We start from the raw sequence: 14,953 nt of genomic DNA, 5'->3' as shown, positions 1-14,953 counted from the left end.
GGTGCACAGATACAATACCGCGTACTTTACGTAGTATCAGCAGTTAACGTTTAAAATTAAAGGATTTTTATGAAAACTCTGCTTAGTATTGCGCTGCTGCTCGGCAGTTGCCTTAGCCTGCAAAGCTGCACAGGGGTGCCGGATGGCGTTACGCCGGTAACACCGTTTGAACTTAAGCGCTATTTAGGCGAATGGCATGAAATTGCCAGGTTAGATCACCGCTTTGAGCGCGGTTTAACTGAAGTAACTGCTAACTACTCGTTGCGCGATGATGGCGGCGTAACAGTAATTAACCGTGGTTTTAATGCGCAAGATAACCAGTGGCAACAAGCAGAGGGTAAGGCTTACTTTGTCGGCGACAGCAACACCGGCGCACTTAAAGTATCGTTTTTTGGCCCCTTCTACGGCAGTTACAATGTGGCCAAACTCAGCGCTGACTACAGCATTGTTTTGGTGGTAGGGCCATCAACCGATTACGCCTGGTTACTGGCACGCAGTAAAACCCCGGCTAAAGCACAGTGTGATGCCTATATGGACTTTGCCGCCAACCTTGGCATTGGCGCTAAGCAGTGGATTTGGTTACAAAGCTGCAGCTGAGCGTATAGCACTTCTGTCGCCGGTCAGATATTGTGCATTGCTTTAGCATTTCTCTCTGTTTAAAGTAATGCCATTCAACCGGTTAGAGAAAAACCCATGAGCACAGCGCAACCTGACGATAACGCCAGTATTAAAGAGGTTTCACCTGATACTTTCGTTGATAGCAGCGGCCATCAGCTGGATGAGCACCAGATAAGAGCTGTAGTAACGCCGCATGTGTTTGCCGTGGCACCGGAGCTGATTGGCCAGCCGCTGGCTAAACCGGCACGCCGCGCTGTGGCTATTCTTATTGACGGCTTTTTTATTGCCGCACTTACCTCCGGCAGCCTGATATTCGTGTTACCAATGTTGGGCTATATTGCCTGGTCGCGCTGGCAGGCGGCAAAAACCGGCCAGATGGCATTATTACTAAGTGCGGCACTGCTGCTGTTTATTACTAATAATTGGCTGCCGTCACTGGCGTCGAAAGACCAGGTACAGCAATTTACCGGCAGTGCTATCTTTGTCAGCAGTGCGTTAAAGCTGGCGCAGGACAACTGCGATACCGCCTGTGCCCGCAATCAGCTAATGCTGATTGTGCCGCAGTTACAGGCGGCTCAACTGAAAAAAGCTCAGCAAAAAGACGTGCTCGAAGGCCTGCTCGAAGCCAGTGACATTACCGACACAGACAAAACTGCAATTTATAACGAGGTGCTGACCCAACTGCAAACCACGCCGGACACTGCAGTAAAAGTAGCGCAAAGCCAACCTGCCAAAGCGTCGTGGTGGCAGCGTTTACAACAATCAGATCACAGTATATTGAAATGGGTAAAGGGTATTCTGGCCGATTTAGGCATTGGTTTTGGCTGGGCCATTGGTTATTTCACCCTGTTTATTGCCTGGAACAATGGCCAAACCATCGGCAAAAAGCTTTGCGGTATCCGCGTGGTGCAACTGGATAACACGCCGTTATCACTATGGGCCGCATTTGGCCGCCAGGGCGGTTACAGCGCCGGCTTTGCTACCGGCTTACTGGGCTTTTTGCAAATTTACTGGGACCCGAACCGTCAGGCCATTCAGGATAAACTGGCCGATACGCTGGTACTGCGGATAAAAAGCTGAATGCAGCAACAAAAGCCGGCCCTATTGCAAATATTCAGAACTTTATACTGCAAAAATACACATAAGCCATGTGAATTATGGTTTTTAAGCCAAAATACCCTAGCCTATTTTGCGCTATTTTCTTTAGTATGCGCAGAGTAATTAATGCTCACCCGGCGCAACTGTTATCACGGCACTGCGCCCCCGCTAAAGGCTGACTTATGTTATTTGATGCTGATTTGACCACCCGTTGCCCACTGCGACAAAAGATCCGTAACTACTACCGTATTGACGAAAATGCCGCCATTGACCATCTGTTACCGCTGGCAGAGGTGGGCGTTAAAGCCCGCAGCCGGGCCTGGGAGCGGGCGCGGCAAATTGTGCATACCATTCGTAAAGATCAGGACGGCCAGGGTGGCATTGATGCACTGTTAAATGAGTTTTCCTTGTCCAGCGAAGAAGGCGTAGTACTGATGTGTCTGGCCGAAGCTCTGCTGAGGGTGCCGGATAAAAGCACCCAGGAAGCGCTTATTCGCGACAAGTTGGCCAAAGGCGACTGGAGCTCGCATTTAGGCAGCAGCGACTCGCTGTTTGTTAATGCCTCATCCTGGGGTTTGTTAGTTACCGGCAAGATGGTGAACTACAACGATAAAACCAAAGCGCAGCAATTTGGCGTGCTGAAAAAAACCCTTGGCCGCTTGGGCGAGCCGGTGATCCGCAAGTCAGTTAACTTTGCCATGAAAATTATGGGCAAGCAGTTTGTGATGGGCCGCGACATTGACGAAGCTATCGAGCGAGCCTTTGATACCGAGAAAAAAGGCTACGTATACTCCTACGATATGCTGGGCGAAGGTGCCCGCACCATGGCCGATGCAGAGCGCTACTACCAAAGCTACTTAACCGCTATTCATGCCATCGGCAAAGCCGCTAAAGGCCGCGGCCCGGTAAAAAGCCCCGGCATTTCGGTAAAGTTATCTGCTATTCATCCGCGCTATGAGTTCAGCCACCGCGAACGGGTAATGAGCGAGTTGCTGCCTAAGCTAAAAGCACTGGTACTGGTAGCCAAAAGCTATGATATCGGCTTTACCGTTGATGCCGAAGAAGCCGATCGCTTAGATATTTCACTGGATATTATTGAAGCCATCTTCTGTGACGACGAGCTGGGCGATTGGGCCGGTTTTGGCCTGGCGGTGCAGGCGTATCAGAAGCGCGCTATTTTCGTGATTGAATGGCTGACACAGTTGGCCCGTAAAGTTAACCGCAAACTGATGGTGCGGCTGGTAAAAGGCGCTTACTGGGACACCGAAATTAAAACCACCCAGCAAAAGGGCCTGGATCACTATCCGGTATTTACCCGCAAAGCCTCTACCGATGTGTCTTACAAAGCCTGTGCGATTAAGCTGCTGGAAGCGCGCGATGTATTGTACCCGCAGTTTGCTACCCACAACGCCTACACCGCCGCCACTATTTTAGAAGTGGCCAAAGGCAATAACAGCGGCTTTGAGTTTCAGCGCCTGCACGGCATGGGCGAGTCGTTATTTGATCAGATTGTCAGCAGTGAGAAAATCCAGTGCCGCGTCTATGCGCCGGTGGGCGAACATGAAAACCTGCTGGCCTATTTAGTGCGGCGTCTGCTGGAAAACGGTGCTAACTCGTCCTTTGTTAATGCCATAGTGGATACCAGCCAGCCGGTAGAAGCCTTACTGCCAGACCCGGTAGAAACCCTGCAAAGCCTGCGTAACAAGTACAATACGCAAATAAAGCTGCCGCTGGATTTATACGGCAGCGAGCGCGCTAATTCCAAAGGCCTGGATTTAACCGACGTTAACAGCCTGACGCCGTTTAAAGCTAACCTGGATAACTGGTTTGCCGGGCACTTACTACAAGCGGACCAGGTGCCGGACGGCGCTATAGCGGTAAAAAACCCGGCCAATTTGCAGGAGATTATCGGCCACGTTACTTTGCACAACAGCGAGCAGATGCAGCAACTGCTGGCCAATGCCGATAACGCCTTTAGCAGCTGGTCACAAACCGCGGTGGCGGATCGCGCCAACTTATTGCGCCGCGTCGCCGATATTATCGAGCGCCATCACGATGAGCTGGTGGCCATTTGTATTAAAGAAGCCGGCAAGGTGGCGCAAGACGGTATCGACGAAGTACGCGAAGCGGTCGATTTTTGCCGCTATTACGCCGCACGGGCCGAAGAGCTGGCAAAAGATGAGCGCTTTGAGCCACGCGGCGTGGTGCTGTGTATCAGCCCGTGGAATTTTCCGCTGGCGATATTTTTAGGTCAGGTAGCCGCCGCTATTGTTACCGGCAATAGCGTTATTGCCAAACCGGCCGAGCAAACCAGCCTGATTGCGCTGCGTGCCATTGAACTGATGCATAGCGTCGGCTTACCGGAGCACGTGGTACAAGCGGTGATTGCCCGTGGCAGCGACGTGGGTAAAACCATAGTGCCGGATGCGCGCATTCAGGCAGTAATGTTTACCGGTTCAACCGAAACCGGCAGCCTGATCTCACGCACCCTGGCTGAACGTAATGATATTCAGGTACCGCTGATTGCCGAAACCGGTGGCCAAAACTGCATGATTGTCGACTCCACCGCTCTGCCGGAGCAAGTGGTAGATGATGTTATCAGCTCGGGCTTTCAAAGTGCCGGCCAGCGCTGCTCGGCGCTTCGGGTGCTGTTTATTCAGCACGATGTCGCCGATGGCATTATCGAAATGCTCAAAGGCGCATTGCAGCAGCTGCATGTGGGCGACCCGGCATGGCTTAGCACTGATATAGGCCCGGTAATTGATGAAAAAGCGCTGAAAAACCTGCAGCAACACGTTGAGTACCTCAAAGATAAAGCTACCTTGCATTATCAGAGTGATATTCCGGATAACAGCGGGAACGGCGCTTACTTCTTTGCGCCGCGGTTATACGAAATCAGCGATTTGTCACTACTGAAACGCGAAGTATTCGGCCCCTGCGTGCATGTGATCCGTTTTAAAGCCAGTGAGCTGGATCAGGTTATCGACCAGATTAATGCCACCGGTTATGGCCTGACCATGGGTATTCACTCGCGTATTGAAGACCGCTGCAACTACCTGGCTAAAATGTCACGCGCCGGTAATGTCTACATTAACCGCAATATGATAGGCGCTATTGTTGGTGCCCAGCCCTTTGGTGGCCGTGGCTTATCCGGCACCGGGCCTAAAGCCGGCGGGCCGAACTATTTGCTGCGGCTGGTAAAAGAGAAAGCCTCGCCGGAAAATGTGCAAATGACTAACTTAAGTCCGGACGAGCTGAACCTGCACCATAACCCGGATGCCGATACGCAGGTACAGCAGCTGATGGCAAATTCGCTGCGCGATGAAAAAAGCTGGCGCGCCACGCCACTAAACGATCGTGTATCGGCGGTGCGGCAGTTGCTGGCAAAAATAGCCACTGTCGATATTATTGACGAGTTAGCCGATGACTTAGCCCAAACACTGGCCGATGCCCGCGCCCAGCTTAACCGGCTGGAGAAATACATGCGCAAGTCCACCACTCTGCCGGGCCCTACCGGCGAGTCAAATACGCTGCATATAGAGCCGCGCGGTTGTGTGGTGTGCTATGCCGACAAGAGCACTTCGTTTAACTTCTGGGCCATTTCCATTATTACCGCGCTGGCAGCCGGTAATACCGTGATCACCGTTGCATCGGAGTTGTTCTATGCCGAAGCGATGGCGTTTAAAGATAAGTTTATCTCTACCGGCGTTGCCGCCGGGGTGTTTCAGGTGGCGAAACCGGACCAGCTGCAGGCTATTTTGGCGCATCCGCATCTGGCCGGTGCTGTGGTTGCCGCCCGCTCGTCACGCTTGGGCTACTTCAGCCAACAGTTGGCGCAGCGCGACGGCGCTATTTTGCCGGTGATCAGCGCCGAGTATTACGATACGCTGATTAAACGCCTGGTAACCGAGAAAACCATCAGTATAGACACCACAGCGTCGGGCGGTAATACCTCACTGATGACGATGGTGGAAGACGACGACTAAGCTGCCGGCGATAAGCCAAAACATAAAAGCCGGGTACAGCCCGGCTTTTTTTATCTGCCAACCCAATCTGGTTTAAGCCCGGTTTAAGCCGGCTTCGGCTGATCTACTTAGCATACTCAGACCAGCGCCGGGTTTGTGATGCCGCTGCTGTTAGGGTAGACTCCCCCAGTTTTTAAACATCATAATATCGCGCAAAGCGCGTCGTTTTCAGACTAAGTGAGACTACAGGGAGCTTAAACCATGGCAAGATTTAAAGTGCCACACACCCTTACTTTGTTGTTTGGCATGATGGTACTGGCGATGATCGCCACCTGGATAGTGCCGCAAGGCTTCTTTGAAACCCAAACCCTGGCCAATGGCCGCTCTGCCGTGGTGCCCGGCACCTTTGCTTTGGTAGAACAGCGCCAGTACTTAAGCCCATGGCAGCTGTTAACGGCCATACCACGCGCTTTTGCCAGTGCCCAGGATGTGATTTTCTTCGTGATGATTTTAGGCGGCGTACTGTCTATCGCCCGCGCCACCGGTACTGTTGACGCGCTTATCGGCCGCTTGCTGACCCGGTTTGGTGAAAAGCCGCATATGCTGATCTTTATGGTGGTATTTTGTTTTGCCATGGCGTCCAGCGCTATCGGCACCGCCGGTGAATATATCCCCTTTGTGCTGATTTTAGTTGCGCTGTGTAAAGCCATGCGGCTGGATGCGATGACAGCTGTGGGCATGACAGTGGCCGGTTACGGCATTGGTTATGGCGTATCGGCGATTAACCCTTTTACGGTGATTATTGCCCAGCAAATTGCTGAAGTGCCGGTGCTGTCGGGCATTGAACTGCGGTTGGCGATTTTTATTCCCTTTGTGCTGATTGGCTTTCACCATGTCTGGAGCTATGCCAAAAAAGTACTGGCCAACCCCGCCAACTCGATGGTAGCCGATTTACCCTGCCCGCTGGGCGACAAACAAACCGGCACTTACCCGCAGCTGGCGCTAAACCACAAACTGATTTTAGCCAGCTTTGTCGGCACCATAGCGGTGGTAGCCTATGGTATTCGGGTTCATGGCTGGTACTTGTATGAACTAAGCGCCTGCTTTGTTGCCTGGGGCCTGTTTACTGCAGTGGTTGGCCGTATTTCTGCCGATACTGCCGCGCAAAAGTTTATTGACGGCGCTATGGAGCTGACCACTACAGCGATGCTGATTGGCGTGGCACGCGGTATTTCTCTGATTATGGAAGATGGCCAAATTCTGCATTCGCTGGTACATGGCATGTCGCTGCCGTTGTCTTATGTTGGTGCTGAAGCGGCGGCTGTGGGTATGCTGATTATTCAGACCCTGCTGAACTTTTTTATTCCCTCCGGCAGTGGCCAGGCTTATGTCACTATGCCGTTAATGGTACCGCTGAGCGACTTGCTGGAGATCCCGCGCCAGGTTGCGGTACTGGCGTATCAGTTTGGTGATGGCTTCTCCAATATGATCATTCCCACCAATGCAGTATTAATGGGCATTATTGGTATTGCCGGTATCCCTTATGGCCACTGGTTCCGCTTTTGTGCGCCACTGCTGTTAAAGTTAATGCTGGCATCAGCTGTAGTCTTAGTGCTGGCAGTAGTATTCGACTATGGCGACAGCGTGCAGCCCGTTACTGCCATTAGTGGTTAAACACTATAAAACCGGGCCGCTGTAGCGGCCCGGTTGATTTACTCTATGGTCAAAATCACTTTTACATCCGGCGTAACGGCGCCAGCCTCCACATAGCCAATAATATTCGGGTTATTGGCTACCAGCGTCAGCACCTCATTGTCTGATGACACTTCTTTAGGCGGTGTGCCTTTACCGGTAAACACCAGCTTTGACCAAAATGCCTTTACCTGGCTGGATGAGCGTCCTAACGCCTTCTGATCAAACTCTGAACGCAGCGCAGCCGAGTCAGCCAGATTTACCGGCACAGCAGAAGAGCCATTAGGGAAAGCGCTTAGCTTGCCGGTATAAAGCCGGACTAAATCTTCCTGCGTCAGACTGGCTTGATTTGATGGATGCACTACTACGGCAATCGCAGCGTTGACCGCTAAGGGCAGCAGTAAACTGCCGACAACTAATATTTTTTTCATACCGTCTCCTAAAACACCAGATCTACGCCAAAGGTGACGGACTTGCTGTCACCTGCCACCATCAGGCCATCAAAACCTTTATCTTCAACATCGTCGTACTGCAATTTAAAGGCAGCTGAGTTATGAAAATCATAGCGAAAGCCAACGCTGGTGGTGTTATGTACTTCGCCGTCGCTATCAAAATCCGCATAAGAGATATAGGGTGTGACAGTGTTAAAGCGATAACCCAACGACACCATATAGGTATCAAACTTACCGCCGTCCAGATCAAGTTGATTCAGCTCTGACAGCAATACCAGGTTGTTGTAATCTATATTCACCGAAATACCGGCAAATTTGCCGCGTCGCTCCAGCTCTCCATCCCAATCTACCCGCTCGGTTACACCATTTACGGTACGATAACGCTCGTTAATATATGTCATATAAGTCAGACGGATATCCAGCCAATCGCGGTTAAAGCTGATCACGCCACCGACAATATCTTTCCAAATTTCCCGGATCGGATTGGTACCGAAAAACTGAGATAACAGTTTGTTTTCTTTATCATCCTCACGGCCGGTGTATATATTGCCGCTGACATCCCAACTGCCCAGCTGCGTATTAAACAGCGCGTTTATGCCGGTGTAGTTAAAAATCTGCCAGGTGTAATTATCTGCCGGTGGCCGCAGCCACAGGTAGGCAAAACCGACATCGAAGAAGTCTGAGTAATAATACAACGGTAAGCGTTTTTTACCTGCTTGTATGGTCCAGGTATCGTTAAGCTGATAGGAAATATAAGCCCATTCAAATGTAGCATCAAAGTCATCCGCACCACGCGCGACAATTTGCCCGGTAACAGACAACCCCTCCAACAGGTCGGCCGACAGCTGCAGACCGATACGGCTATCGGGTTTAAATGACCACTCCTCTTCATACACGCCAACCTGAGGATAATTCGCCAGAAAAGTTGGCGGTAAACCAAACTCTGCCACACCATCACCGCTTAACACTCTGCCACCGGCTATGGTGGCAAACCCGGACATTTTGACTTCAGCCCATGCCGGACTGAGCATCATGGCCAGGGTCACTGCACTACATAATACAGATGCTTTCATATTCATCCCTCTCATGCTTATTGTTCTGACTACCGGTTAAACATAGGACAAGGCAGAAAAAAAGTATTATTTTCGCTGGATTTATTCTCAGATTAACGTCATGTTGCGCCTTACGGCAGACAGCAAAAAAGGAGCCTTATGAGTCAAGCCAAACAAATTGCTGAAATTATCTTAAAAGGCTTTCGCCGCCACTTCAGTTTATTCCAGGCTATTACCGCCAAAGCGAAACAACGTTTTGAGCTGGCCGACTGGCGTGCCTTTCAGCAGGACAGCTCAGATCGCATTTCGTTTTACGATCAGCGTGTTACCGAAGCCATTGCCCATCTGGCCACTGAGTTGCCGGCACAGTGCTTAAACGAAACACTGTGGCAGCAGGTAAAGCAGCACTATATGGAATTTCTGGCGTTTCACCCCCAGGCAGAGCTGGCAGAAACCTTTTATAACTCAGTGTTTTGCCAATTATTTGAGCGCAAGTATTTTCACAATAAGAATATTTTTGTTGAGTCGACGCTAAGCAAACAGCACTTACCCGCACCGGTGGCATCGGTGTATGACAGCTACTTCCCGGCCCAGGATGGCTTAAAGCAAACTATCCGTAATATTGTCTCCGGCTTTGGTTTTATTACGCCCTTTATTAACCTCGACCGTGATATACGCCTGATTGTAAAAAGCTTTATGGCGCAGTCCAGCCACGGCCGCCATCCGGTGTACCAAATTCGTTTTGATATTTTAAGGTCAGTGTTTTACCGCAATAAAGCCGCTTATATTGTTGGCCGCGCGGTAACGCCGGATGGCCAACAGCCGTTTATTATTCCGCTGCTGCACCGCGAAGGCGCCGGCCTGTATATCGACACCCTGGTAACCGACGCCAAGCAGATGACGATTATTTTCGGCTTCTCGCGCGCTTATTTTATGGTGGCAAGCCAGGTACCCTCGGCGCTGGTGCATTTTTTACGCGAGCTGCTGCCGCATAAAACTCTGGCCGAACTGTATGCCAGCATCGGCTTGCACAAACAGGGCAAAACCGAATTTTACCGCGAGCTGTTAAGCCACCTGGATAAGAGCAATGATCAATTTGTTGCCGCGCCGGGTATTCGCGGCATGGTGATGATGGTGTTTACCCTGCCCTCTTTCCCTTATGTGTTTAAAGTGATCCGCGACAAGTTTGCTCCCAGCAAAGAATTTGGCCGCGACACGGTAAAAGCGCGCTACCTGCTGGTAAAAAAACATGACCGGGTTGGCCGCATGGCCGATACGCTGGAATACTCTTATGTCGCCTTGCCGAAGAACCGTTTTTCGGCTGAATTACTCGAAGAGTTGCAGCAGGTTATCGGCGATTCACTCAGCTTTGAAGATGAGCTGGTGGTAATTAAACACCTGTATATTGAACGGCGGATGATCCCGCTGAATATCTATCTGGAAACCGCCTCGCTGGCGGAGAAGAGCCATATTATGGACGACTACGGCCAGGCGATTAAACAGATGCTGGCCGCCAATATTTTCCCGGGTGATATGCTGCTGAAAAACTTTGGTGTAACACGGCACAAACGCGTGGTGTTTTATGACTACGACGAAGTACAGTATATGCTGGATGTGAATTTCAGAAGCTTTCCGAAAACCGACAACTACGAAGATGCGCTGTTTGCTGAAGGCACAGTGTGCGCCGCGCCGGGCGATGTCTTCCCCGAGCAGATGGCCACCTTTGTGACGCCGCAGCCGCAAATCCGCGAGTTGCTGTTTAGCAAACACCCCGAGTTGTTAGATGCAGCCTATTGGCGGCAGAAGCAACAAAATATCCGCAATGGCGTGGTAGAAGATATTTTCCCCTACCCCGACAGCATGCGCTTCTATCATTTTTATAACGACGAGAGCGCTTAACGATGAAAATTTACGTCGACGCCGACGCCTGCCCGGTGGTGATTAAAGACATTATTTTTCGCGCCGCCGAGCGCAAACAGATAGCCACACTGCTGGTAGCGAACCAGCCGATCCGCGTACCGCCATCAAAGTTTATCTCGGCCATTACCGTATCCAGCGGCTTTGATGAAGCCGACAACGAAATAGTGCGCCGCTGTGAAGCCGGCGATTTAGTTGTTACAGCAGATATTCCGCTGGCAGCCGACGTGCTGGCCAAAGGCGGCCATGCGTTGAACCCGCGCGGCGAGCTGTACAGCACCGACACCATTAAACAAAAGCTGACGATGCGGGATTTTATGGACACACTGCGCGGCAGCGGTGTACATACCGGCGGCCCGCCACCGCTAAACCAAAGCGACCGCCAGGCCTTTGCTAATCAGCTGGATAAACTGTTACAGCAGCATGCGAAAGATTAACCCGGCCAGGCCGACAGCTGCTGTCTACTGCTGAATTGCTGCTGTTTTTGGCTTAGCGGATCGATAAAACTTAACTGTTTTGCCAGCAATTGCAACGGCTTATCAAACTGCGGTGCCTGCTTCGGTTTAAGTTCAGGGTAATAATTATCATGCAAAATCGGCATCGCCAAACTGAGCATATGCAAGCGCAGCTGGTGGGTTTTACCGCTATGCGGTGTCAGCTCAAACAACCCGAGCTCGCCGCTTTTGGCCACCAGGCTGATAGTTGATTGCGCATTTGCCTCACCGGCCACTATGGCGTTGATAAAGCGCGGTATGCTTTTCTCAATCCGGTTTGCAATACGCCACTGCTGTGGTAACTCCGCTGTGGCAGCCTGCTGTGTTAACCGCGCCACCGCCTGATATTGCTTATGGATAGTGCCCTCGCTAAACAGCTGATAATAAGCCGGCCGGCTTTGGGCATTGACAGAAAACAGCACCAGGCCTGCGGTATCGCGGTCCAACCGGTGTAGCGGTGCAATGTCGCTCAGGCCGGTGTCGCGCTGTAAGCGCGCCAGTAAGCACTCATTAACGTAGTCACCGCCTGGCGTAACCGGCAAAAAATGCGGCTTATCGGCGACAATAATATGCTGGTCCCGGTACAGAATTTGGTGTGCAAACGGGATCACAGGCTCGGCTGTTACTTCACGGTAATAGCACAGCCGCTTGCTCGGCATAAAAGGCGTATCTGCGCTAATAGCCGCGCCGTTAAACCAATACACTTTGCCTGCAGCAATACGCTCACGCCAGACAGCCTCGCTGATAAACGGAAACTGGCTGCATAAAAACTGCAGCACAGTATGCCAGCCGTTATTGACAGCAGGCAGGGTAATTTCAGAGGCTTGGCGGGCTATCGACACTGTGTATTCCGGCAGAAAAATCAGCGCGCAGTGTAGCATAAAAGCGGCTACAATAGCCGCCCGTTGCCGTTCAGATGCTGTTGGAACCTGCATGTCGCATATTAATTCTGTGCTTAACCTACGCACACAAGAACTGGCGAAAGCCACCCGGGTGTTTTTGGCCCGTGGCAGCAAAGTTAAACGCTGCGAGCAGTGCCTGCTACCGGCCACTGACTGCATCTGCGCCAGCAAACCCGCGGTTAGCAGTAACAGCGCCTTTTGTTTTATTATGTATACCGGCGAGTGTTACAAGCCCAGCAATACCGGCCGTATTATTGCCGATGTTATCGCCGACAACCATGCCTATGTTTGGGACAGGACCCGCCCCGATGCCAGCATGCTGGCACTGCTGGCCGATGCGCGTTATGCACCTGTAGTGGTATTTCCGCAACAATACGCTGAAGCACAGCGTTGTATCAACAGCCCGCTGGAGCTCAGCGCCGTGCAAAACGGTAAAATACCGCTGTATATTATGCTGGACGGCACCTGGCGCGAAGCGAAGAAAATGTTTAAAAGCCCTTATTTAGCTAACTTGCCGGTGCTGGGCATTCAGCCACAGCAGGCTTCCGCTTACCAGCTGCGCGAAGCAGCACATCTGCACCAGTTGTGTACTGCCGAGGTAGCTATTGAAGTACTGAAACTGGCAAACGACAGCGCAGCAGCGGACGCCCTGGCAGCCTACTTTGACGTATTTCGCCGCGCTTATATCGCCGGCAAACCCCATTTGAGCTTTACTGCTATAGCCGGATAACCAACAAGAGGCGACACCATGCGTGATGTAATACTGAGTAAACCCGCGGTTGAACTGTATAAAATTCTCAAATTTGAAGGTTTGATCAGCAGTGGTGGCGAAGCGAAAGCCGCCATAGATGCCGGTTTGGTTAAAGTAAACGGCGAGGTTGAAACCCGCAAGCGCCGGCAAATTAACGCCGGCGATATTATTGAAATTGGCGACGAAAAGCTGCAAATGCGCTTACTTTAACAGTTAAGCGCAAGTTGCCATTACGCTAGGCATTAGCAAGAAAAGCTGCCAGCTGTGCGCTAAGCCAGCCGGGATCATCCAGCGCTAAATCGTGCCCGGCCCAGGGGTGCTGAATATGTGCCGCCTGCCAGTAGCGGGCTAAATCAAGCGAGCATTGCGGGCTAACCAGGGTATCACCCAGGCTGCTAAGCAATAATGCAGGGCATTGCGGCGCGGGGGTTACCACAAAACGACTGGCCGCCCATAATTGGCGCAGGGCATTTAATTTGCTTACCGGCCTTTGCTGCTGCCATAACTGCCAGTTAGCGACTACAGCGGTATGCTGTGCCGGCCTGGCGCTGGTGAGCTGTAAAATAAGCTGTTCGCGCTTTGTTGCATTGACAAGCACACTGCGCAGCAGCTGCGGGTAATTCTGCCAGCGTAAACGCTGATAAAACGGCGATAACGGCCTGGCACTGCTGTTAATCAAGCTAACAGAGGCCACTTCTGCCGGATACTGCGCCGCCCAGTCGGCAGCCAGCATCGCACCGAGCGATATCGCTACTAAATGCACCTTACCGTTAAACTCAGCTGCCTGTTGTAACTGCGCGCGTACCGACTGGCGCAAGGCTCTGATGCTGCAGGGCGAGCGCTGTTGATACAGCTCACCGCTGCCGGCAAAATCAAAGCTCAGTACCGGATTAGCCAGGGTTTGCGCCAGTAGCGGTCTGAAGCCGCCCCAATGACGCTGCTCGCGGGTAAGACCGCGGATCAGCAATACCGGAATATCCGCTGCTAGTACCACAGACGCATCGCCTCTGTATGCAATTGGTCTTTATTGACTAACGGCAACCAATTTTGATAAGACATGGTGGCGTTAATTAAAAAGTTTATCAGGATAAGATGGCTGCGCAGCACCCGTTTAACGCGGTGCGGCTTTACCGGATGAAACATACCCAGGCTGGATAACAGCTGAAACGGGTTTTTCCGCACCCAGTTCCAGGAGCCCATTTCCAGCGTTAACGGCAACATGGTGCTGTTATGCGCCAACGCTGAGTCGTACAGGTAATCCCATAAATCGCCGTGGCACAGGTAGTGCTGCGATTGCGGCTCAAAAATATAATTCTGGTGCGGATAAGTGTGTGCCAGCAATTGCCGCAGCCGGTACATCTCAGCCAGGTGTGTTATGGGTTGGCGCCGGCTTTTGGCATAAGGAAACCACAACCGATCAGTAGTGCCAAAGCCGGAATGGCAATCCAGCACCAGCGAAAATGGTCTTGCAAATAACTCGCGCCGGACAAAGTCTGCCACGGCCCGGCTTTCGGTTTCCATTTTGTCACTGCGACCGCGGTGCCACGGAATAGCGCGGCTGATGCGTTGCCCGCCCACCAGCCAGGCAGCGCCCTCAGTGCATTCCACCGGCGCATTACGCATTAAATCCACGCTGTTGCCATTAGCGCGCCAACCATTGGCCATACCGGCCGGGTTAACCAGCGGGATAAAGTAAATACAGCACTGCTGCAAGGTATGCTGCAGGCACAGGTCCCACGGTAGCCGGCTTAACAGGGTTTGCAGATAAGCCAGCACCACCTGGGTGCCGATACGCTCAAGGCCATGCACGCCGCCAACCAGCAGCAGCGCAGGCGCAGCTGCACTACGGTTACCCAGCGCCAACGCATAAACCGGCAACTGCTGTGTCATATGCGGCACTGCGGCCAATTGTTCTACCTGCAATTGCGGCGGTGCCTGGTCGATTATTTGTTGCAACTGTGCCAGTTCCGGCAGCAGGGTATCGCTATCTGGCAACAACAGTGCGACTCCGT

General features: G+C 51.9%; 13 protein-coding genes. 8 read left to right on the top strand and 5 right to left on the bottom strand.

Annotated elements, in window-relative coordinates:
- Positions 1–69 precede the first annotated feature (69 nt).
- The 4 genes from Q8O77_RS10385 to Q8O77_RS10370 all read left to right on the top strand — a co-directional run bounded on the left by Q8O77_RS10385 (position 70) and on the right by Q8O77_RS10370 (position 7,355).
- Positions 70–597 carry a lipocalin family protein gene (locus Q8O77_RS10385; RefSeq protein WP_305552792.1) on the top strand — a complete coding sequence of 176 codons (528 nt, stop codon included), beginning with the start codon at positions 70–72 and terminating at the stop codon, positions 595–597.
- Positions 598–693: 96 nt separating this feature from the next.
- Positions 694–1,698 (top strand): RDD family protein, encoded by a 1,005-nt coding sequence (locus Q8O77_RS10380; RefSeq protein WP_305552791.1) that lies wholly within the window; start codon positions 694–696, stop codon positions 1,696–1,698.
- A 200-nt stretch (positions 1,699–1,898) separates the two neighbouring features.
- Positions 1,899–5,702 (top strand): bifunctional proline dehydrogenase/L-glutamate gamma-semialdehyde dehydrogenase PutA, encoded by a 3,804-nt coding sequence (gene putA / locus Q8O77_RS10375; protein WP_305552790.1) that lies wholly within the window; start codon positions 1,899–1,901, stop codon positions 5,700–5,702.
- Between the two features lie 240 nt (positions 5,703–5,942).
- Complete coding sequence (locus Q8O77_RS10370; RefSeq protein WP_305552789.1) at positions 5,943–7,355, top strand: YfcC family protein; 1,413 nt, start codon at positions 5,943–5,945, stop codon at positions 7,353–7,355.
- A gap of 38 nt (positions 7,356–7,393) precedes the next feature.
- On the opposite strand, the gene Q8O77_RS10365 is transcribed toward Q8O77_RS10370, so the two are convergent.
- Both Q8O77_RS10365 and Q8O77_RS10360 read right to left on the bottom strand, forming a co-directional pair.
- Entirely contained in the window at positions 7,394–7,804 is a 411-nt protein-coding gene (locus tag Q8O77_RS10365; RefSeq protein ID WP_305552788.1) for a phosphate ABC transporter substrate-binding protein, read from the bottom strand.
- A gap of 8 nt (positions 7,805–7,812) precedes the next feature.
- Complete coding sequence (locus tag Q8O77_RS10360; RefSeq protein WP_305552787.1) at positions 7,813–8,898, bottom strand: porin; 1,086 nt, start codon at positions 8,896–8,898, stop codon at positions 7,813–7,815.
- Positions 8,899–9,036: 138 nt separating this feature from the next.
- On the opposite strand from Q8O77_RS10360, the gene aceK reads away from it, so the two are divergent.
- Both aceK and Q8O77_RS10350 read left to right on the top strand, forming a co-directional pair.
- Positions 9,037–10,776 (top strand): bifunctional isocitrate dehydrogenase kinase/phosphatase, encoded by a 1,740-nt coding sequence (gene aceK, locus Q8O77_RS10355; RefSeq protein ID WP_305552786.1) that lies wholly within the window; start codon positions 9,037–9,039, stop codon positions 10,774–10,776.
- Between the two features lie 2 nt (positions 10,777–10,778).
- Entirely contained in the window at positions 10,779–11,231 is a 453-nt protein-coding gene (locus Q8O77_RS10350) for a YaiI/YqxD family protein (protein ID WP_305552785.1), read from the top strand.
- Here the strand turns inward: Q8O77_RS10350 and Q8O77_RS10345 are convergent.
- On the bottom strand, positions 11,228–12,130 hold the full coding sequence (locus tag Q8O77_RS10345) for a pseudouridine synthase (RefSeq protein ID WP_305552784.1): 903 nt from the start codon (positions 12,128–12,130) through the stop codon (positions 11,228–11,230). The genes Q8O77_RS10350 and Q8O77_RS10345 overlap by 4 nt on opposite strands.
- A 91-nt stretch (positions 12,131–12,221) precedes the next feature.
- On the opposite strand from Q8O77_RS10345, the gene Q8O77_RS10340 reads away from it, so the two are divergent.
- Both Q8O77_RS10340 and Q8O77_RS10335 read left to right on the top strand, forming a co-directional pair.
- Positions 12,222–12,920, top strand: a complete 699-nt coding sequence (locus tag Q8O77_RS10340; RefSeq protein ID WP_305552783.1) for a tRNA-uridine aminocarboxypropyltransferase — start codon at positions 12,222–12,224, stop codon at positions 12,918–12,920.
- A gap of 18 nt (positions 12,921–12,938) precedes the next feature.
- A complete protein-coding gene (locus Q8O77_RS10335; protein WP_305552782.1) occupies positions 12,939–13,151 on the top strand; it encodes an RNA-binding S4 domain-containing protein in 213 nt (70 codons plus the stop codon).
- A gap of 25 nt (positions 13,152–13,176) precedes the next feature.
- Here the strand turns inward: Q8O77_RS10335 and Q8O77_RS10330 are convergent, their stop codons facing one another.
- Positions 13,177–13,935: an alpha/beta fold hydrolase gene (locus tag Q8O77_RS10330; RefSeq protein WP_305552781.1), complete on the bottom strand. Its 759-nt coding sequence runs from the start codon at positions 13,933–13,935 to the stop codon at positions 13,177–13,179.
- On the bottom strand, positions 13,926–14,939 hold the full coding sequence (locus Q8O77_RS10325) for a M14 family zinc carboxypeptidase (protein ID WP_305552780.1): 1,014 nt from the start codon (positions 14,937–14,939) through the stop codon (positions 13,926–13,928). Before Q8O77_RS10325 ends, Q8O77_RS10330 begins: the two co-directional genes overlap by 10 nt.
- Positions 14,940–14,953: the final 14 nt, after the last annotated feature.

This window comes from Rheinheimera sp. (assembly GCF_030690345.1).
Classification (GTDB): Bacteria; Pseudomonadota; Gammaproteobacteria; order Enterobacterales; family Alteromonadaceae; genus Alishewanella.
Note: the sequence above shows the minus strand (reverse complement) of the source record. Positions and strands in the feature narration are given on the sequence as shown.